At 61.8% G+C, this 20,847-nt stretch carries 17 protein-coding genes; 1 reads left to right on the top strand and 16 read right to left on the bottom strand.

The window, feature by feature from the left end; translation table 11 throughout:
- Positions 1 to 170: 170 nt before the first annotated feature.
- The 14 genes from SU48_RS03930 to SU48_RS03865 form a co-directional block, all read right to left on the bottom strand.
- Entirely contained in the window at positions 171 to 1,001 is an 831-nt protein-coding gene (locus SU48_RS03930; RefSeq protein WP_064014113.1) for a hypothetical protein, read from the bottom strand.
- Positions 998 to 1,678, bottom strand: a complete 681-nt coding sequence (locus SU48_RS03925; RefSeq protein ID WP_064014112.1) for a response regulator — start codon at positions 1,676 to 1,678, stop codon at positions 998 to 1,000. The genes SU48_RS03930 and SU48_RS03925 overlap by 4 nt, the downstream gene beginning before the upstream one ends.
- Entirely contained in the window at positions 1,675 to 2,922 is a 1,248-nt protein-coding gene (locus tag SU48_RS03920) for a DUF4097 family beta strand repeat-containing protein (RefSeq protein ID WP_197474681.1), read from the bottom strand. Before SU48_RS03920 ends, SU48_RS03925 begins: the two co-directional genes overlap by 4 nt.
- Positions 2,919 to 4,697: a sensor histidine kinase gene (locus SU48_RS03915; protein ID WP_082869656.1), complete on the bottom strand. Its 1,779-nt coding sequence runs from the start codon at positions 4,695 to 4,697 to the stop codon at positions 2,919 to 2,921. The genes SU48_RS03920 and SU48_RS03915 overlap by 4 nt, the downstream gene beginning before the upstream one ends.
- Before the next feature lie 262 nt (positions 4,698 to 4,959).
- The gene (locus SU48_RS03910) at positions 4,960 to 5,616 is read right to left on the bottom strand and encodes a Crp/Fnr family transcriptional regulator (protein ID WP_064014109.1); all 657 of its coding nucleotides are present in this window, start codon (positions 5,614 to 5,616) and stop codon (positions 4,960 to 4,962) included.
- A 26-nt stretch (positions 5,617 to 5,642) separates the two neighbouring features.
- Entirely contained in the window at positions 5,643 to 5,927 is a 285-nt protein-coding gene (locus SU48_RS03905; protein WP_231881674.1) for an indolepyruvate ferredoxin oxidoreductase subunit alpha, read from the bottom strand.
- A gap of 85 nt (positions 5,928 to 6,012) precedes the next feature.
- Entirely contained in the window at positions 6,013 to 6,786 is a 774-nt protein-coding gene (locus SU48_RS03900) for a BON domain-containing protein (protein WP_064014107.1), read from the bottom strand.
- A 129-nt stretch (positions 6,787 to 6,915) separates the two neighbouring features.
- The gene (locus tag SU48_RS03895; protein ID WP_231881673.1) at positions 6,916 to 8,349 is read right to left on the bottom strand and encodes a M1 family metallopeptidase; all 1,434 of its coding nucleotides are present in this window, start codon (positions 8,347 to 8,349) and stop codon (positions 6,916 to 6,918) included.
- 32 nt (positions 8,350 to 8,381) lie between these two features.
- Complete coding sequence (locus tag SU48_RS03890) at positions 8,382 to 8,858, bottom strand: NUDIX hydrolase (RefSeq protein ID WP_019010786.1); 477 nt, start codon at positions 8,856 to 8,858, stop codon at positions 8,382 to 8,384.
- A gap of 101 nt (positions 8,859 to 8,959) precedes the next feature.
- Complete coding sequence (locus SU48_RS03885; RefSeq protein ID WP_064014106.1) at positions 8,960 to 9,394, bottom strand: acyl-CoA thioesterase; 435 nt, start codon at positions 9,392 to 9,394, stop codon at positions 8,960 to 8,962.
- A gap of 11 nt (positions 9,395 to 9,405) precedes the next feature.
- Positions 9,406 to 9,693 carry a 30S ribosome-binding factor RbfA gene (rbfA, locus tag SU48_RS03880; protein WP_064014105.1) on the bottom strand — a complete coding sequence of 96 codons (288 nt, stop codon included), beginning with the start codon at positions 9,691 to 9,693 and terminating at the stop codon, positions 9,406 to 9,408.
- Between the two features lie 71 nt (positions 9,694 to 9,764).
- Complete coding sequence (locus SU48_RS03875; protein WP_331710198.1) at positions 9,765 to 11,072, bottom strand: LysM peptidoglycan-binding domain-containing protein; 1,308 nt, start codon at positions 11,070 to 11,072, stop codon at positions 9,765 to 9,767.
- A gap of 256 nt (positions 11,073 to 11,328) precedes the next feature.
- Positions 11,329 to 11,811, bottom strand: a complete 483-nt coding sequence (locus SU48_RS03870; RefSeq protein ID WP_064014103.1) for a hypothetical protein — start codon at positions 11,809 to 11,811, stop codon at positions 11,329 to 11,331.
- A gap of 68 nt (positions 11,812 to 11,879) precedes the next feature.
- Positions 11,880 to 13,880 carry a vWA domain-containing protein gene (locus SU48_RS03865; RefSeq protein WP_064014102.1) on the bottom strand — a complete coding sequence of 667 codons (2,001 nt, stop codon included), beginning with the start codon at positions 13,878 to 13,880 and terminating at the stop codon, positions 11,880 to 11,882.
- 330 nt (positions 13,881 to 14,210) lie between these two features.
- On the opposite strand from SU48_RS03865, the gene SU48_RS03860 reads away from it, so the two are divergent.
- On the top strand, positions 14,211 to 16,271 hold the full coding sequence (locus tag SU48_RS03860) for a DNA topoisomerase subunit B (protein ID WP_082869654.1): 2,061 nt from the start codon (positions 14,211 to 14,213) through the stop codon (positions 16,269 to 16,271).
- A 61-nt stretch (positions 16,272 to 16,332) separates the two neighbouring features.
- Here the strand turns inward: SU48_RS03860 and SU48_RS13905 are convergent, their stop codons facing one another.
- Positions 16,333 to 18,348 (bottom strand): S8 family peptidase, encoded by a 2,016-nt coding sequence (locus tag SU48_RS13905; protein ID WP_082869653.1) that lies wholly within the window; start codon positions 18,346 to 18,348, stop codon positions 16,333 to 16,335.
- A 21-nt stretch (positions 18,349 to 18,369) separates the two neighbouring features.
- Positions 18,370 to 20,784: a tetratricopeptide repeat protein gene (locus tag SU48_RS03850; protein WP_064014100.1), complete on the bottom strand. Its 2,415-nt coding sequence runs from the start codon at positions 20,782 to 20,784 to the stop codon at positions 18,370 to 18,372.
- Positions 20,785 to 20,847: the final 63 nt, after the last annotated feature.

Here is a 20,847-nt window from a genome sequence, read left to right as displayed (position 1 = left end):
GCCCAGCGCGTAAGCCGTAAGAGTCATGCACAGCGAGGCGGGGAAAGGCAGGGCCAGCGAAAGCAAAGAAGCCAAAGCCACCCCCACGAGCAACAGAATTGGAAACAAGATAAGGGGGCGGCTCAACATGAGGTCAGCCTGAGCGCGGGCCGTGACGCGAATCTGACAACCTAGCCATTTGGGTGTGTTGGTGCTTGGCGTGCAGCAAGTCTGCTCTGACGTTCGCCCCAGAGGAGGCCCAAGCCGTAGCCGACAAAGGGGAGAACGAGGCCCAGCACGAACAACAGGCCAAAACCGGTTCTGCTCCAGAATTCAGCCACCGCCATAGCTGAAGCCAAGCCGGCGCAAACGCCCCACCATGCGCTGAGGTGCGGTTGAAGTTGTCTGGTGCGTTCAGCCTGCTGACGAAGGAGAACAAGCGGCAGCAATATGAGTCCCAGCAGCAACCCCAGAACGATCAGGATGGGATACAGCATTGACTCAAAGGAGAACGGATTCGCTGCTCTGGTGAGCGCGTGGAAGACCGTCATGCTGACGACGGAAAAGAGCGGAATGAGCAGTGGCCACAGCCAAGGCACAAGCGGCAGCGTGGGGCTTTTGACTTGTGTTGGCCCCCGCCACAACGCCGCACCCATCATGCCGCCCAGTAAAGCAGCGGGCAATAAGGGAAACAGCCAGCCGAGCAGCACATAGAGACTGATGGGCATACTGGCGTCTCGAAAATGTTCGGGCATCAGCAGGTAAAAGTTCACGCCAGTTGCGACAATGACAACCATCAGTCCCGCGCCCCACGCCGCGCCCTTATTGCGTTGACTGACCCAGATGCAGAGCGACACCATAACTGCAACTGGAAGCAACAACAGAGCCGCCACAACCAGTAAATTCATACAATCTTCACTGCCCAGCAGCACACCCCGCGCCATACTCGCCAAGCTGCCCAGCAGCGGCACGCCCAGCATCAGCGCAGGCAGCGCAAACGGCGGAAGGAGTCGGAAATTCAACCCTCATCCAACGTAGCCAGCCCGTGCCGCAGCGCGTACAGGGCGGCTTGGGTACGGCTTTCTAGGCCCAGTTTGCCCAGCAAGCGGCTGACATGGGTTTTCACGGTGGCCTCTGCCACGCCCTGATCTTGGGCAATGTCGCGGTTGGAGTGGCCGTGCGCGATCAGTTGCAGCACGATCACTTCTTTGGGCGTCAGGTTTTCTCGCATTTCGGGCGAGCGGAAATCGCGCACCAAGCGGCGGGCGGCTTCCGGGTGCAATCTCACTTCCCCGCGTGCGGCGGCGTGAATGGCTTCGGCCAGCGTATCGCTACTGGCGTCCTTGAGCATGTAGCCCATCGCTCCGGCATCAATCGCGCCGTTCACTTTATGTTCTTCCAGCGTGCTGGTCAGGGCAATCACTTCGGTGTCGGGCAGTTGGCGGCGCAGCAGGCGCGTGGCGGTAATGCCGTCCATCACGGGCATCATCAAGTCCATCACCACCACATCGGGGCGCAGGCGGGCGGCTTCCGCAAGGGCTTCTTCGCCGTTGGCGGCCTCGCCCACCACGTCTATCAGCGGGTCTAGGCCCAGAAACAGGCGCAGGCCTTGGCGCACCACCGCATGATCGTCTACGAGCAGCACCCGCACGCTACGGTTAGAGGTGGGAGCGGCGTCGGGCGTTGGGTGCTGGGTCATGGATTCCTCCGGGGGTCAGATGTGCTGTCAGATGTGGAAGTGTCAGTAGGCGAGGTGTCGGGCGTAGGCGTCGGAGCAGCATCATAGGGAGAGGCGGCGTCGGTGTAGGCCAGCGCAAAAGCTGTGGCGGGTGCGTCTACGAACACGTCCAGCGCGGGGGGAATGAAAGGCGGGGGCGTTTCTGGGAGAACGGTTTCAGGAAGCACCGTCTCCCCTACCAACTCTGCTGCTTGCGCCGAGGCCTCTGGCAAAGCGGGCGCGGGCAGGGGCAGCACCAGCGGGTCACGGTCTGTAAAGCGCACGCGCAGGCTGAGGGCCTGCGGCACGCGCAGCAGCACCCGGCCCGCCCCCGCCCGAATATCGAGGCTACCGCGTGTGCCGGGGCGCACGGTAACCGTCACATTGCCCCGCCCCGCGTTCACGCTGCTGCGGCCCGATTGCGGCAAAGTCAGGCGCACGTTGCCGCCCGACGCGCCCACACTCAGCGTCTGCACCCGCGCCGCACCCAAGTTCAGAGCCAGAGTGCCGCCGTCGGCGTTCACGCGCAGGGCTTCGGGGGCGGCTCCGGTGGGGGCCAGCACGGTAATGCTTCCGGCGGCACTCACGATAGACAGCGGGCCACTTTGCCGCGCTGGCAACGTAATGTTCAGCTTGCCGAAAGTGGTGCGGGTGGTCAGGGCACGCAGCCGCAGGGCGCTGAGGTCAAGGGTTTGGTCGCCCGAAACGGTGCGGGTGGTCAGGGTAATCGGCAGGCCCCGGCTCAGGCGCAGGTCTAGGCGGTGTTGCAGCGGCTCTGGCCCCCCGGTCACGGTCACGCCCCGCTGAAGCGGCTGCACGTTCAGCGTTACGGCGGCGGTCATGGTGGCTCCCTTCAGGCCAGTGGCTCCCAAAGTGCCGCCCGCGCGGCTCGTGTCTACGCTGACCGGGTTGCGGGTGCGGTGCGTAGCGGTTCCGCCCAACAAATCGGCGCTGCCGGGGGCCAACGCGTCTAGGCGCAGGTCGGTTCGGTCTCCTTCCAGCCGCACTGCCGCCGCCGCCAGCCCATCCTGAGAGACATTGACGGGCGTGAGATTGCCGCGTAGGCCGGGTGTAGGCCGCACCGTGACCGTGTTCCAAGCCAGCGTGCCGCCCAACACCGCCAGCCCCAGCCCCAGCGCCATCCGCGCCAGAACGGGGGGAATGGGCTGTCCGGTCTGGTTGGAGGGACGTTGGTTAAAGTGGGGCCGAGGTGGGGTGCGGGTCATGACTGCGCTCCGGTAGCCAGGGCGGCGGCTTGCGGTTCGGCGGGGGCAGCAGGCAGGCGCAGCGTTACCGTCGTTCCCGATTCTGTTCCCAACTCTGTGGCCTGCACACTCCGCACCTCCAGCGTACCGCCCGCGCCCGCCGCCCGCTCGCGCATACTGCGCTGGCCCAAAGTGCCCCGGCCCTGTTGTTCTGGGTCGAAACCGCGCCCATCGTCGCGCACGGTCAGCGTGACCCAGCCGCCCGCCTGCGCCACACTCAGCCACACCTGATGGGCGCGGGCGTGCTTGACCACGTTGTGCAGGGCTTCCTGCGCCACGCGGTAGGCGGCGGCCTGAGCGTCAGGGGTCAGGTGCGGTTCGGCGGGCAGGTCGGCAAACACGGTCAGGCCGTGCCGCGCTTCCATCGCCTGTGCGTGTCCGGTCAGGGCGGCCACCAGTCCACCTTCTTCCAGTGCGTCGGGGCGCAGGCTGAACAGCAGGGCTTTCATCTCCGACACGCCGCCCTCGGCCAGCCGGATGGTGTAATCGAGGCTGGCGCGAGCTTTTTCGGTGTCTCGGTCGAGGGTGGCGCGGGCCGTTTTGGCCCCCAGCGTGATGCCGTACAGCGCCTGAGCCACGCTGTCGTGCAGTTCGCGGGCCAGCCGGGCGCGTTCCTGTTCTCCGGCCCGCGTGCCTGCCCGCTCTATGAGTTGTGCGGCGTGCAGGGCAGTTCCGGCGTGGTCGGCAATAGAGAGGAGGAAGGCCAGTTCGTCGGGGCCGGGGCGCATGCCGGGGGTGTACACGGCCCGCAGGGTGCCGCCGTCCAGCACCTCGGCAGAGGGGGGCAAAGACACCGGAAAAGACACCAGAGTGGCCCCGCCTGCCGTGTAGCGCACGTCGGCCTCGCCTTGCGGTACGGTGGCGGACTGATCAGGCCGAGCTGACCCAAACTCCTGAAACCACTCTGCGGGGGCCGTGCCACTAGATGCCCGAGAAGTACCGTCAGGGGCCAAGAGCGCCACGGCCTGTGCGGTACTCGCCAGCCGCGCCTGTACGGCCAGATCAGCCAGAGTCGCGTCCAGGTCGTCGCCCAGCGCCACCCGGCCCGCCGCCCGCCGAAGGGCCATCACTTCTCGCCGCGCCGCCTCGTAGCCCATGTCGCCGCCCAAGAGGGCCAACGTGAGGCGCGTCCACATCCGGCCCATCAGGTTCAGCACGCCGCCCAGCACCAACAGGCTACCGAAGCCCAGCACCAGCAGCCCAGCCACCACCGGCAACCCCGGCGTGACGGTGGAATCTCTCCAGACCAGCGGAAACAGCGGCGGATACAGCCACCAGAGCGGCGAGGCCAGAGCGCCCAGCGTAAGCGCCAGCAGCGTGCCCAGCACCACCCAGCACAGCGCCGCCAGCGGAAACTGCACCACATGAAACAGCAGCGCCCGGTAGGTGGCCGGGTCGGACAGGGTGGCCCGCACCCACGGCCACACGCCCGTATAGGCCGGGGGCGGCCCCGCCCGCACGAAAGACACGCCCAACAGTCCGGCCAGCACGCGCTGCACGTCGGCCAGCCCGCCCACCAGCCATAAGGCACCCAGCAGTAGGGCCGCGCCCACCACCAACGCCAACGTCAGGACACCGCCCACCACGCCCACCGTCAGCAGCAGCACCACCAAGCCGCCCGCCGGAAGCGCCAGCAACACGTACAGCGCCACCCGGAAGGCGTGGGGGTCAAGGACATCGGCCAGCACGCCGCGCCGGGGGGCAGGGGAGGAGACGGGGGGGGGCGGGGCGGTCATGGCCCTCATCATGCACGCAGGCTAGGGCGGGTGGGTAGGCGCGGGCGTCCGCCGAAAGGGGGAAGGGGGTGGCGGGTATGGTGTGGGGGCTGGGCCTAAGGGTGCGGTGTCTAAGGGTCGAGGGTCTAAGGTGCTGGGGCGGGAGCGGTTCTGGGTGGGCACAGCCGTCAGGGAAAGCGTCTGGTGCTGCCTTTGTCTTCCTTAGACCCTTGACCCTAGACCCTTAGACCAAGCCCCCAGAAACGCCGCTTCATACCTACCCTCACCCCACGATGTCCCGCAGCCGCGCCGCGTCCGTTACGCGCACGGTTCGGCGTTCCAGCGAAATCAGGCCCAAGCGGTAGAACTCGCCCAGCTTGCGGCTGACCACTTCGGGGACGCTGCCCAGTTCGGCGGCCAGAGTGCTGTTGGTGGGCAGAGGAAAACCGCCGGGTCGGGCATGCTCCAGCAAATACGCGGCCAAACGTGCACCCAGTTCGGTCAGCACCAGCCGCTGCATTCGCGCCATCAGCTCGGCTTCGCGGCGGGCCAAGTGCGCCACCAACGCCCGCGAGAGGTCGGGGGAAGCAAACACGGTGCGCCGTACTGCGGAGGCGGGCAACGTCAGCACCCGCGTAGGCGTCAGCGTAGTCAGGGTCGCTGCGTGCGGTGCAGAGTCCAGAAACACCTCGCTGCCGCCCGCCACTTGCCGCGCCCCCGCCACGAACAGGGTCAGTTCCCGGCCCCCCGCCGCAATGCTGGACGCATGAACCGCGCCGGACTGCACTATAAACAGGCAGTCGGCAGTGTCGCCTTGCCACGCCAGCACCGTTCCCGCCGCCACGTCCAACACGCGGGCCACCTGCGCCAGTGGCTTCAGCGCCTCTGCCGACGCCTCTGAAAACAGCGGGGTCAGACGCAGGAGGGCGGGAATATCCATGTGGGGATACTGGCATGCTGGGAATCTCAGAGGGAAAAATGGGCGCGGTTGCGGGCGATAAAGCTGTACTGGTCGGCGGGCACATCTACGTCTTCAAAAATGGCGCTGACGGGGCAGGCAGACACACACGCGCCGCAAATAATGCATTCTTCGGGATGAATGACGAACTGATCCCCGGCGTCGTAGATACATTCGACGGGACAAACTTCGGTGCAGGCCGCGTCCTTGACGCCGATGCAGGGGCTGGTGATGACGAACGTCGCGCTAGGTGTCATGCCCGCAGCTTGGCGAGTGTAGCCAGCCCACGCCATGACCCAAGTCAAGGCCAATCAAGACACAGACCCAAAGAAAAGCGCCGCCTTCCAAGTTGGGAGGCGGCGCTCAGCTTCAGATTGCTTAGCTAGGGATACGCAGTTTCTGGCCCACTTTGATCAGGTCAGGGTTGCTGATGTTGTTGTAATGGGCAATCTTTTTGTACTCGCCCGCATTGCCGTAGTACTTCTGGGCAATTTCGCCCAAGGTGTCGCCAGGCTTCACGGTATACACGGTGTCGCCGCTGTCTTCGTCTTTTTCTTTGGTGAGTTCTTTGGCTCCGGCGGCGACTTTCAAGCCGCTCACGTCTACAGCGGCCACACCGGGCACGGCGCGGGCCAACTGCTCGGCCAACCGCTGCTCGTGGTCGTTGTCCACGACGCCGCGCAAGATGATGCTCTTGCCGCTTTGCAGCACATCAATCGGGTCGTCTTTCAGTTCGCCATTGTTCTTGAGGGCGCTGTGAACGGCCTTGGCGATCTTGCTGTTGTCCTCGGCTTCCTTCAGTTCCGCCTCGATGCTGGGGCTGGCGGCTTTTTTGGGCGCGGCGGCGGGCGTACCGATGTTGGGCGCAGAAATAGTGGGCGTGGGTGCGCCGGGGGCGGGCTGGGCTGGGGCGCTGGCGGCAACGGGGGTGGTTTCCTCGGCCACCAGACCGCTCACGTCCACGCTCTTGACGCCGTTGATGCCCTCGGCGACGACGCTGACCAATCTGCCGTATCGGTCATTGGGAACCATGCCGCTGACCGTCACGTTGCCACGACTTTCAGTGACCTGAAGGCCCAAGTCTTTGAGCTGAGGCTGGGCGTTGAGGGCGTCTTTCACTCTGTCGGCGGTGCTCTTTCCAAAGGGCCACATAGGAGGCAGCGTACACCGGAACACCCCCACTGTGAAATACCCCACGATTGGTGAAGAGAAGCTCAGCGGTGCTTCTCATACAAGTCGAAAAATAAGCTCTGGCACACCAAAAAATATGAGACTGGGTGGTCAGGGAACGACAGGTAATGGGGGCAGAGTGGGAGATTCTATCCAAAGTCTCAAGGCCGCCTCACCCGCTGACCCGGTTTGGGTGCGGGCCAGCGCCAACAGATCTGCGGTTCTGACCGTGCCGCCGCTGTAGCGGGCCGCGTAGGTCTGCACAAAAGTTCGGAAACTGTCGTCTCCGATAGCCACACGCAGGGCGTGCAGGGCCAGTGCGCCCCGGCGGTAGGCGCTGAGATCAAAGAGCTGTTCCGCGCGGCGGGCCACCAGTGGACGCGTGCCGCCCCGGTCTAGCGAGTTCCACCAGCGGGCGGCCATTTCCTGTCCGTCTTCGCCCTGCGCCTCGGCCCACAGCAGCTCGGCGTAGGTGGCAAAGCCCTCATTCAGCCACACGTCTGACCAATCGGCGGGGCTGATGTCGTTGCCGAACCATTGGTGCGCCAGTTCGTGCAGGGCTACCGGTTCACGGCTGGAAGATACGGGCATGGTAGACAGCGTGGCCGTTTCCAGAGCGGGCAACGGAGGCGTGACCACTGCCACCCCGTAAGCGCTGAAGGGATACGGCCCGAACCAATCCGACAGCACGCGCATCATTTCGGCGGTACGGATGTAGGCGTCGCGGGTAGGCTGCGGGGTACCAAGAGGAAAATAATCGCGGCGCTGCACGGGGGAGCCGCCCACCCCCACAGGCACGGCGGGCGACTCCACACGCTCGAACTTGTTGACATGGATGGCAAGGGCATAGGTGGGGATCGGCTGGGCCTGCGAGAACACGAAGGTTTGGGGGCCGCCGCTTACGCCCGTCTGGGCCACCTGTACGCCACTGGCCGCCCCAATAAAGCCTACCGGAACCGTGATGCGTGTGGTAAACGTGGCCTTGTCGGAAGGATGATCGTTGCTGGGTAAGAAGGTGCGCGTGCCGTTGGGTTCGCTGAGCGTGAAGTTTGCTCCGGCTGTCGCCCCCTCTGCGGGCACACTTTGCCAGCCCAGATTCACCGGAAAATTAAAATCGGGGTCACGGACAGTGCCGGGCGTGCCCGCATACCTGACCGTCAGATTGCCCCGGACTCCCGGCAGCAGCGGCGCGGGCAGCGACACCAGCAACTTTTGTGCGTTGCTGTCGGTGCGAAACGGCACGGCGCGGCCATTCCAGCGCACCGACGATACGGTGGGGCCAACAACATCCAGCCGAATTTGCGGCAGTGGGCGCGTGGCGGTCAGCAGCAGCGTCACTTCTGCCTGTATCTGCGGCGTGCCGGGGCGGGCCACCGTGAGGGCCAAATCATAATTCAACACGTCCAGCCCCGCCTGCCCCAATTTGGGGAAAATAGAATCGCCAATATTCTGCGTGCTGGGCAGTGGTTGCAGCAGTGGGGTGGGCGGCAGGGCCGGAACCACCTGTGCCTCTCCCCTGCCGCCGCACAGCAGTAGGCTGACCAAAACTAGTCCCCCTAACCTTGGTTTTTGCATGTTCAGATGGAGTAGTAGCTGCGGATTTTGCCGCGCAGGAAGTCTTGGGTAGGCAGCCAGATCAGCGGATTGCGCTCCTCCACTTCAGGTGGCGGGCCGTAGCGCACCAACGCTTCGACCATCTCGAAAGGCACCCATTTGACGCCCACCACTTCGGGGTCGGTGGGGTCAAGTTCCCCGTGAAACTCGGCGGTAAAGCGGGCAAAGGTGGCGTAACACTCGTTGCGTGTGCCGGTCAGCAGTTCGCCTTCCAGCAGGCTGACAAACATCAGATCGGTGACGGTCAGGCCCGTTTCGACCAATACCTGACGCACGGCAGCGGCGGCCAACGTTTCGCCCGCCTGCGCTTTGCCGCCCGGAAGTCCGTAAAAAATGCTGCCGTCGTCCATCCGTTCTTCGACCAACAGCAACTGGCCTTCGCGCACCAGATAGACGTGCGCGGCGCGCTTGATGGGCAGGGTGCGCGAGAGGTGACTCATGTGCCGCGCAGTCTAGAGCATTGGCGTGTGGGCGGGGCGTCTAAAGGCCTGGGGTCTGAGGTGCTGGGGCAGGGACGTTTCCGGGTGGCTGCTGCCGCCTCTTATTCCCCTCGCAGCAGCCTCAGCACCTCATCCGGTAAGCGTGCTGGGCGGTAGGTCTTGTCGGTGGCGATGTGCTGGGTTTCTCCAGTGGCGATCAAGTCGGCGGGGCCGTCCGGGTTCGCGCGGTGCAGTTCGTAGGTAAATTTCAGGGTGCGGCTGCGAATTTCCGAGACGCGGGTGGTCAGGGTCAGGCGGTCATCGTAGCGGGCGGCGCGGCGGTACTGCACGTTCAGGCCGCTCAGCATCAGAAAGTAACCGCGTGCTTCCACCTCGGCGTAGGGCAACCCCAGCGCGTGCATCAGGTCGGTGCGGCCTACCTCGAACCAGATGGGGTAATTGGCATGATGGGCCACCGCCATCGCATCGGTTTCGGCGTAGCGCACGCGAATTTCTGTTTGGATACTGGCTGTTTGAATAGAACTGGAATCGCTCATTCCATTCACCGTCAAAGCGGCACATCGGCTGCCGAATGAAATTCCAGCACCGGCGTTCGCCTCAGCTTCACCTGCGCCGTCACTTCCCGCTGAAGATGGCCGCGTGCGTGGTTCAGGGCGTCCAGTAGGCCGTTCATATCGGCGTTCATAGAACTGACGTAAATGCGGGCAATGCCGTAATCGGACGTGACGGCCACGCGCTCTACGGTCACGATCATGGGCACACGCGGGTCACGCAATTGGGCAATAGCGTCGCTGAGGACGCGCAGGAGTTGGGACTGGACTTGTTCGGGCCTCATGGCTGCACCGGGGGAGAGAAAACGGGCGAGATCATCTGGACATGTTACGTGATGACCTCTCTCGCGCAGTGTTATCTGGCATAACGTCTGCCCGTGTAATCGGTAAATATGCCGATGCCGTAGCTGACTTTGCGCGTGCTGTCTATAATCGCCGCGCCGTTCCAGGCCACGCCCGTACTGCTGCCGCCGTCGAGCAGCAGGGCGTCGCGCACACCGAGGCGGGCCATGACTTTGCCCATTTCGGTGGTGGTCAGGCGAGAATGCGTTGATACGAACACGAGGTCGCGGTTGCTGCTGAGGCCCACAGCACTGCGGGCGGCGCGGCCAAACAGAGCAGGATCGCGGAAGGCCGTGTTGTAGCGCGTTTGGACTCGGCCCCCCAACAAGATGCGCGGCCCGGTGGCGATCACGGTTTCCATGCCGTTCCATGTAGCGTCCAGTGGGCGGCCCAGCAGTCCGGTGGTGGTCACGGCAAAGGCGGCGCGGTTGTCGGGCGTAATCGCTAGGGCGGCGGGAATGCGGCCCCACGTCAGCAGGCGGCCCTGCATCACGAGGTCTCCGGCAGGGGCAAACGTTTGGGGATGAAAATAACTGCCGTTGATGACGGCTCGCGCTCCGCTTTGCTGGGCCAGTGTGCCCACCCGCGCCCCGTAGCCGAGGCCCGCACGCGGCAACACCGGAGCCACCAACACGTCGCGGTGACGCAGGTCGACCCGGAACACTTGCACCGGAATATTGAGTGGCCTAAAGCGCTTATAGGTCACGGCGGCCCCGCGTGCAGCGGGCGGAATCGGCACGGGCACCCGCTGAGGCACCAGCAGTTTTTGCCCCGGCATCAGGCGCGTGCGGGCATTCAGAAGGTTCAGCTTCATCAGGGCGGGGCGGGTGGTGCGGTAGCGGGCGGCGAGGCTGTCGGCGGTGTCGCGCAGGCCCACGCGCACGTAGGTATGCACGATTCGGACTTCTGTGGTGGGCCGGGGGGCAGGGCGGGCAACAGGAGCAGAGCCGATGCCCGTCCCCCGCGTGGGCAGGCGCAACCGCTGGCCCGGCGTGATCACACTGCCGCGCAGGCCGTTCAGGACTTGCAAAGCTCCCACGCTGACCCCGTAGCGCACCGCAATCTTGCTCAGGAAGTCGCCAGATTTGACGGTATAGACGCCCTGACCCATATTGACCGAGCTGCGGCTCACAGGCGTGGCAGTTCTGCTGAGGCGCAAGACTTGGCCCACCCGGATGGTGTCTCCGGTCAGACCGTTCAGGGTTTTGAGGCGGGCCACGCTCAGGCCCCCACGGGTAGCAATCTTAAAGAGGGTGTCTCCAGACTTTACTTTTACGGTAGCGGGCGCGGCCAAGGCTCCACCCAACATCAGGGCCAACACAACAACAGAGCAGACACGGCGTACCATCGCTGCCTAGCTGAGCATGCCAAGTTCAGCGGCGGGTGAGCCGAAGCTGACTGGGCGTGAGGAGAGAGGGGCCGGGGCGGTGGGGGGTGTGGTTAGAGGTGGAGGGCGAACCCCCGTTGCTAGCGCAATGCCCCTCCTTAGAGGAGAGGACTAAAAGCTGTTGCGCTCCCCTTAAGGGGGGCTGGATGCGGAGCAGACTGGGGGGTTTCCACGTCAACGCAACAATCTCTCAAGTCCCCGGCGTACTCCCCGGCAACACCGCCACGCGGCCCACCATGTACGCCACGCCGTACAAAAACAGCGTCACCACTGGCAAAAAGCGCAGGCCCGTCTTGTGTTCTATCAATTTGCCGCGCACCAAAACTTCCAGCACGTACAGGCTCAGCAGCGCGAAGGCCGAGTACATCCAGTGTTCCCAGTTGCGGCTGGGGTCAGGCTCGAAGCCGTACTTGGTGAGGCCGCCCGCCGCAGCGGTGGCGCTGGGCACGGCCCGCCCACTCAGGGCCAATATGATGCCTGTAACGGCTGGCAATAGCGTAAAAAACCACGTGATGCGCAGCCAGAAGGTAAAGCCGGAACGCACCACGCCTTTGAGCGCCGGGGCGATGCTCCAGATGAACAGCACCAGCGTCACCATCGCGTAGGGCGTCGGCGTCAGCTTGGCCCACGCCCCAAAAAACTGATACCCGTGAACGGCTTGCAGCAACTCCATAGGGCTAGCCTAACGTGCTGGGGGCGGGACGTGGGGGAAACAACGCACCCCCCCTACCATCCCTCCATTCAGTCGTTCAAAAAAGTCAGTTCCGAGGCGGGCGGCAGGTACGTGCCGGGGCGCAGGGGCGCGGGTTCCCCAAATCGGCTGAGGATCAGGTGGCTGGGCACGTCGGCCAGCAGCACACGCGGGCCGCTGGAGCTGACGCGCACCCCCGCGAGGGCCGGAGCCTGAAACGCCGCGCCCAAATCGGTGATGCCTGCCCCCAGCGTAAAGGCGTGATCGCCGTATGGCCCGGTGACGTGCAGGGTCACGCCATCGGCCAGCAGGCGCAGCGGCAGGCCCAAGCCCACCAATGACCCCAGCGGCGGGTGAGGCGCACGCGAGAGCCGCGCGACGGCCACCCCCAGCAGCGTGCCGGGGCGCACCACGTCGCCCGATTGCAGCAGGCGTGCGCCCTGACTGACTTCCAGATCGGCAGGCACAGTAATGATGCTGAGGCCGTCGCGGTGCTGCTCGGCCCGCAACCCACTCAGGTGCGGCACACTGGCAAGCTGACCCAGATCGAACGCGCCCCCCAGAGGCATGTTGACGCTGCTCACGTCGCCGTTGGCGGTCACGAGGGCCAGCGTGCGGTCTTCGCGGTATTCCAGCCCTTCTACAGCGGGCGGCGGGGCAGAGACGGGAGCAGCGGGAGCCACGCGGCGAGCCTGCCTTCTGCGCCAGAGGAAGAACAATAGGCCCAAGAGCGCCGCGCCCCCAAGAAGCCAAGCGGCAATTCGGGCAAGGCCGCCGGGGTTCTCCGGTTCAGCCACAGGCACGGGGGGCGTGGGATTAACTGAATTATTGATGATCAGCACCGGAATTACGCGCCCGCCCTCATCCCCAGTCACGGTGGGCAGAGCCAGCCGCCGCCCGTTTGCCAGTGCCAAGGTAGGGGTCAGGATTCGGCCCGGTTCTAAAGCCTCGTTGGTGAGCCGCACCGTGAATTCCCGGCTGCCGGGTTGCCCCTCCAGCACGCCTTCCAGCCCGGTTCCATTCAGCCCGCCCACCCTTGCACCGTCCAGATTCAGGTCAGCCGCTGCCCGGTAGCGCAGGTTCACGGTCTCGCCTGCTTTGAGGAGGCGGTCTGCGGCAGGATTAAGCCAACTGAGGGCCGGATCGGTGCCGATATTCAGGCGCAGCAGCACGCGGCGGGCCGGAGCTTCGGCACGGGTGGAAGGCGCACACAGCAGGGCCGCCGTGCCGTGTGGCAGGCGCGGCGGCACACTCAGGCGCACCTGCCCGCCCTGCGCTGTCGGCTGGGCCAATCCCACCCCACCAACGCCGGAAGCCAGCGCCAGCGGCGTTCCATCGGGGTAAGGAGCGGCCACCTTGCCCGCGTCGGTCACGGTTCTCAGGCCGTCGCCCGCCGCCACCAGCGTCAGGTCTGGCACCTCACCCACAGGCACCGTCTGACTGTCGGCGTAGCCACTGGCCGCCAAGGCGCGGGCGGCGTCGGCAGGCACGGTGGCCCCCAGCGCCACGTAATGCAGGCTGTCCAGTGCGCCCCGTCCGGTGAAGGCCGCCAGCGCACTCTGGGCTGTGGCCGTGCGGCTGGTGTCATTGTCTATGCCGTCGGTCAGCACGAACACGCGGGTCAGGTAGCGCTCGGCACCCGCCAGCGGTTTCAGGGCCGCTTGCAAACTCTGATACAGGTAGGTATTGCGTCCATCGGCCCGCAGTGCGCCGAGATCGCCGTTAAAGCGCCCAGCCGCTCCCGGCAAGTCGTAGCTGCGCTGGGTTCTCACGCCGCTATCGAAAGTGACGAGGTCGACCCGGTCTGGTTGCTCGGCCCGCACATAGTTGTTGAGACTGACCTTCACCCGCTCGAAAATATTGGCCTGCCCGTCGCCGATGCCGCGCATGCTGCCGCTGGTATCCAGCAGAAACACGGCCCGCGTCTGGGTGGGCAGCGGCCCAGCAGGAAGCACGCAGACGGGAGCCGGGGCAGGCCGGGGCGGCGCTGTGGGGGCGGCCAGAGGCAGGGAACCAGTCAGGGCAAGGAGGAGAGGGGAAACGCGGCGCATCGCGTGCCCATTCTGACCCGTACAGAGGCCCGGCGTGCAACCCCGCGCCCCAGCCCCAGCCCCAGCCCAAAAGCTGCAAGCAAACGGACGGGCGCTGGGACGGATTTTATACCCCCATTGCGGGTCAAGAAGACGGCCCACATATTACGCTTATAACATAATTTATTTGACCCATTTCAGTAAAGGGAGTATACTGGACAGACTGATGGAGGCGCAGTGCGTGCCACCTCACCCACTGGCTTATCCCCTTTCCACCTCTGGCCCGCCCTGCTTTCATCACATCTGGGCCAGAACCAGCGAGACGCCCCGCGTGGGCGGATCAGGAGGAACATGACGAAAACTGACCCCAAACCCAAGGACGCCGTGCTAGACAGCGACACTGACAACGTACAGAGTGAAAGCAGCCTCTCGGAAAGTACCGTAGCGGGCGGCCCCAGCGGAAGCTATACCGCCGCCGATATTTCTGTTCTTAAGGGCCTAGAAGCCGTTCGCAAACGCCCCGGCATGTACGTGCAGGGCGGCACGGGCATCGACGGCTACCACCAACTGCTCACCGAGATCATCGACAACGCCATCGACGAAGGTTTGGCGGGCTTTGCCAACGAAGTCCATGTGATCATGCACGCCGATGGCAGCGCCACCGTGACCGACAACGGACGCGGTATTCCTGTGGACATCATGAAAAGTGAGGGCCGCTCTGCCATCGAAGTGATCTTTACGGAATTGCACGCGGGCGGCAAGTTCGGACAGGGCGCGTATAAGGTATCGGGGGGCTTGCACGGCGTAGGCAGCAGCGTGGTGAACGCGCTCAGCAGCTACCTTGACGTGACCGTGAACAAGCACGGCAAACTGCACCACATCCGCTTTGAACGCGGCGACGTGGTAACCCCGCTGGAAGTGCTGGGCGACACCCCCGCCGACGTGAAGTGGGCCACGCAGGTCAGCTTTCAACCCGACGCCGCCGTGTTTAGTGAGTTTGCCAACCTGTTCGACTATGACCGCATTCGCCGCCGCCTGCGCGAGTTGGCCTACCTGACGGGCCTGAAAATCGTGATCCGCGACGAGCGCACCGAACTGCACGCGGGCGACGTGAAGGAAGAAACGTTTTACGAGCAGGGCGGCATCGCCAACTTTGCCCGCGCCCTCGTGACCGACGACTCCAAGCTGCTGTACGACCAGCCCATCGTGATGCGCGGCACGCACAGCGAAGTGGAAGTGGAAGTGGCGTTTATTCATGCCAATACCTACAACTCCGACAACATCCTGACCTACGCCAACATGATCCGCACCCGCGACGGCGGCACGCCCCTGACCGGATTGAAGACGGCTTACACGCGTATTCTGAACAAGTATGCCCGCGACAAGAACCTGATCAAGAACGGCAACCCCATTCCTACGGGCGACGACCTGCTGGAAGGGATTTATTGCGTAGTCAGCGTGAAATTGGGCGAGCCTCAGTTCGAGTCTCAGGCCAAGGTGAAGCTGCTGAACAGTGAAGCGCAGACCGCCGTGAACGCCATCGTGGGCGAGAAATTCGCGGAGTTTTTGGAAGAGAACCCCAAGATCGGCAAGACGATTGTGGAGAAGGCCGCCGAAGCTGCACGCGCACGCGAAGCGGCCCGCAAAGCCCGCGACATCGTGCGCCGCAGCAACCCGCTGGAAAACGATGACCTGCCCGGCAAACTGGCCGACTGCTCCTCGCAAGACCCCGCCGAATCCGAACTGTTCATCGTGGAAGGCAACTCGGCAGGCGGCAGCGCCAAGGGTGGCCGCGAGCGCCGCTTTCAGGCCATCTTGCCCCTGCGCGGCAAAATCCTGAACGTGGAGAAGTCGGAACTGAACAAGATTCTGAAAAACGCCGAAATCCGGGCGCTGATCGGGGCCATCGGGGCGGGTGTGGAGGGCACGGGTGACCGGATGCACTTCGACCTGACCAACCTGCGCTACCACAAAGTCGTGATCATGACCGACGCCGACATGGACGGCGGGCACATCACCACGCTGCTGCTGACCTTCTTCTTCCGCTATATGCGCCCGGTGGTGGAACAGGGCCACTTGTACATTGCTCAGCCGCCGCTGTACCGCGTGACCATTGGCCGCGAGAAAAAAGGCACCTACCTGTACGACGAAGAAACCTTGAAGCAGCATGTGGCCCGCGCCAACAAGGAAGGCAAGAAGTACGAGATTCAGCGCTTTAAGGGACTGGGCGAAATGAACGCCGACCAGCTCTGGGAAACCACCATGAACCCCGAACTGCGCGTGCTGAAGCGCGTGAACATCGAAGACCTGATCGTGGCGAACGAAGTGTTCGATTCCCTGATGGGCACGGACGTCGCGCCGCGTAAGGAATTCATTCGGGAAAACGCGAGGTTTGCAGAGATCAGCGTGTAAATGTGCCCTAGAAGAAAGACCGCCCCTTCCAAGTTGGGGCGGTTTTTTCTGTAGCACAAGGCTATTTTATAAGCGAAACATTATCCTGCCACATGGAAGGAACAGTCGTCTCACCGGAGTGCATCCACTCGGCCAGCAAACCAGTCACCAATGGGCTGGCAAATGAAGTTCCCCAAAAGGCCAAGCGCTGATCACCCAACGCCAATTGGGCTGGCGCAGAAGGAAAATAAAAGACGCCGGGCGCACTTACGGTAGGCAGGGTGTTGAGCACTCCTTCGGGCAACATCAGCCGACCAAATCCGGCCTTGTCCCAACCGTGCAAGTTTGGTTGTAAAGCTCCTACACTGATTATGTTTTTACCAAAGTTTTTGGAATCTAGAGAGGCCCAATCTGCTGGAAAATGGTTACACCTATCTAGAGGCTGTAGTTCTCTGCAATCTAGATTGCCTTTCCTGAGTGGATCAGAATTTCCATGGGCGACTACGAACTTAACGCCTTGCTCGGCTGCATATTCCATGGCCTCTAGGAAAAACTTCCCCGGCACAGGTGTGGTGAAGCTCATATTGACGATGACTGGCCGCTTGGTCTTGGAGGCTGTTACGGCTGCCAAACAGACACCTTGGATAACTTGCGCTATGCTACATGCACCTTGATAATCACATGCTTTAATGCTTTCAATGTCTGCACTTTTAAATACCCTTTTTATAATGGAAGCTACATGAATCCCATGTCCGTAAAAGTAATATGATTTGCCTTTATTAACCTTAAAATCATCCCGCATAAAATTTGATCTCTCAAGACCAAAAGTATCGATAATGTAGATTAAAGGTGTCAAACTTTTGTCTAATCTAGTCTCCTCAGATGGTATGCTATTTTCTTGCACATTTGTGCTTTGTACTGTATGCTTCAAGGTACTGTAAATACCTTCATTAAAACGATTACCCTCTTGCATCGTCACAGTTTCCTGAAGATTAATTGACGTATTTCCGTTTTGCCCAGTATTGGGTTCTTTGGTCGGTGAAATATTAGCCGATATTCCATGGTTATTGTAGTATGTAGTAAACACCTCATAATCCAATGCTATTGTAGAAGATTGGCTGGGCGGCTGGATTTCTGACAGATTCTTGCTGCATATTCCGTCACCACCCTCCTTTTTATTCATAAAAAACTTGATAACACTCTGACTAGGAATGTATGATTTGGCTTGAAAATCATTTTTAAGCCTCAACAAAGAAGCTTCTATATCTTTGGTGCTGTACTTGACTAAACTAGAGTTGGGTATGCTACGTAGCTGTCCAGCTAATTCACTGAAATTCTTGTATTTCGTACCTAGAGCAACAAGGGGGCGCTGATAAAGTACGCCCTGATTTAATATCTGGGGACTTGATGATAATTCAGATGGAGGTAGCAACTTAGATAAACCAGTAATGCTAGGCAGAACTGGTAAAGAGGGTTTATTTGGATCAAATCTAGGCAGCGACAGCTGAGGCAATACTTGCCGCAAGCGTTCCAATTCATTGACACTTAGAGCAAGACGGCCATCGTTTAACACTCTTGAATTGACATCAAATCTCTGCTGATTAGCATTTAATCCCGAGTTAAAAGCAGAATTGACTTCCTTAGCTGTAACAGATAAAGCGGAAGACACAGCACTTCTATTCAGTGGGATAGAAAGGATTGGATCCGCAATTCCAAAACTGAATACTGCTTCTTTTTTACTTAATGGGCTATTTTTTACTGATGAAGATTCAATAAATATAGGAATGCTAGGTAATATAGTGATTGAAGTGGTTTTTTTAAAAGCATTGCCATTGACAGAGATACGGACGTCTTGTAGACCTAAAGCAGCGTTTTCTGGAACTTTACAAGACCATGCACTGAGCACTCTGAATTTAGAACATGTCTCCTCTTTACTTCCTACTTTCCAATTCAGAGTGCTGGCTGCTAGATCACCATTATATTGGAAATTTCCATCCTGAATCGCAAGAACATTTGGGTATGACTGTGAAATTTGAGATTCCCCAATCCCACATAGGAGTAAGGAGGCCAAGGTGGTTGCGAAGATGTATCTTAGCATTCTGCCCCCAAAACGCTCTGCTTAGGCTGATGAAACGTAACTCTGCTCCAACCCTACAAATGAATCGGCTATAAGGTTTTTATGGATGATTTCAGCTAATTTGCCGTGACCAGTACCGTTGAGAAATTCAATATTTTCGCTGAAACCAGTGAAGTCTTCTTCTATTTCCCCTATATTGCTGAGAATCAATCCCATTGATCTAACGTCGCCACTGCCCTTCAGACATTCCAAAGCTTGATAATATAACCTTTTGGCGTCACCAATCTTGCCTTGCAGATGTTTGTTGACCGCAAGTGAATTTAATGTCTGGGCGATTCCATGCCTATCTCCCAAAATCTCTTGAAGCCTCATGGCTTCTCTATATAGATTTTCCGCCTCCAGATAAGATTTATCTGTAGTGTCCGGCGTTGATGTCAGACTATAGGCGAAGTTGCATAGCACCAGCGCCTTTTGCCGTGCGTAGGCCGAACTGGCCTGCACGAGTGCTGGAAAAATCTGCCTTGCCTCTGCCCCTAACTGAACAGCAAGGGTCGCCAGTAAATTCTCGGCAATCAAGGCAGAAGGCACGTCATTATTGAGGCGGTAGACCTGAGCCGCCAAACGGTAATGCTTCTGAGCGCACAAGAACTCATGTTCTTTCAAAGCGACGTTGCCTCTGATCATGCTGCCATGCGCTGAACTTAAGCTGCCGTCAGTGGGGAGGGCAGCCGCCCAAGCAAGTGCTTCTGAAAAATGACCTAGTTTATAGGTTGCGGTTCCTAAAGCGGCCAGCACATTCGCGGTGTGTGGTAAGGATGCCAAAAGATTCAAAGCTTCTAGGGCCTTGCCGCACTCAATTAGCGCCCACCCCCGCAGCAGCCGCACCTCATCCGTCTGCGGGGCCAGTTCCAACGTGGCCGCCGCCCGTGCCGGATAACCGCGTTTCATTTCCTGATCGGCGTGCCAGTGGGCTGCTTTGGCCGCCGCTTCCCGGTCAGTGTCTTCCCAGAGATGCTGGGCGGCCTGCCAATGAACCCAACCGCTGGTGTGCGGGTGGGCACGGGCCAAACGCAGATGCAGCAGTTGCGTGTCTATGGGCTGTGCGGCCAGCAATTCGCGGGCGGGGGCGGGGGTGCGCAGGTGGCCTTCCGGGGTGGTCAGCCCTTCGCGGGCCAGCCCATCGAGCGTGTGGGCAAAGTCGGCGGCGCTGAAGTCAAGGGCGGCGCGGGTGGCGTTCAGGTGGGGCGGGTCTTGGGCGGCGAGGGCCAGCAGCAGCGCACGCGCTTGGGGGCCGAGGTGCGCCAGATGGGCTTCGAGGCTCTGGTGTGCAGATGCACCGCGCAGGAACGCCCGCAGCAGGGCCGGATTTCCCCCGGTGGCCGCCAACGCACCGGGATGCCCGCTCAGGTCGGCCTCACGAAGGGGGCCAAGCGTCAGGTGCAGGTCTACGGGCAAGGCGGGGGCGCTGCGGGCGGCGATCAGGAGGGCCGCGCCGGGACGTTGGCGGGCCGCCAAACTCAGGGCGGCGCGAGTGGCGTCGTCGGCATCTTCCCAGCCGTCTATCGCCACGCGCAGACGGGGATCGCCCAGCAGGGCCAAGGCTTCGGCGGTGCTGGTAAGAGGCCGGGAAGCCAAGGGTTCGAGGGTCGCAAAGGGCAATCCGGCCCGGCCCAGCAGCACGCGCCAGCCGCCACGCACGGCAAGAGCCGACAGCAGGGCACTCTTGCCGATACTCGGCACCCCGGTCAGCCAGCCTACCTGCCCCGCCGCGAGGGTCTGAAGCTGGGCCAGTTCAGCGGTGCGGCCCACCAGTGGCGGCGCAGAAGACACCGGCTGAGGCGTCAGGGTCATACCCAATTCGCGGGCTTCACGGCGAATCGTGTCGGCCAAGGGATGCTGCCCAGCACTGAGGAGCCGGAACAGGCGCGGCAAGTCTTCGGGTTCGGGGGGCGGTGCGCCGGGAAGGCGGTAGGCGGCTTCGGCCCCGTGCGCGGCCTGCACCACGTCGCCGCGTGCCTGCCAGTCTTCGGCCAGCGTCAAGTGAAGGGCGCGGGCAGCGCGGGCCAGGGTTTCGCGCACGCCCAACACCCACTCTTCCAGCTCCTCCCCAAGTTCAGTTTTCAGGCCCGTGAGAAACGCCCCGCTGTAGGCGTTCAGGGCGTCGGCCTGCCGCCCCGCACACACATGATCCTGAAACTCCCGTGCATCGCAGGTCAGGTCTGTTCGGAGCAGTTGGCCGTCTTCATGCACCACGTGGCCCAGGGGCCGCAACCGGATCAGGTGCTGATTGAGGTTGTTCAGTTGTTGCGGCCCTTCGGCGCTCGGCCAAAACAATTCGGCCAGATGACGGCGCGGCTGCGGCCCTTCCAGCGCAAGGTAAGCCAGCACAAGCAGGGGCTTTTCACGCCCGTACTTTCCGCCCTCTATAGACACGCCCCCCAGCGTCCGGAGTCTCATGTAACATTGTATTAATTTTCATGGATCGGGGGTCAAGTACCCCCTGAAAGTCGGCAGTTCAAT

Origin of the sequence: Deinococcus puniceus, from assembly GCF_001644565.1 — a bacterium.
Lineage (GTDB): Bacteria > Deinococcota > Deinococci > Deinococcales > Deinococcaceae > Deinococcus > Deinococcus puniceus.
This window is presented reverse-complemented; position numbering and strand designations above follow the sequence as displayed.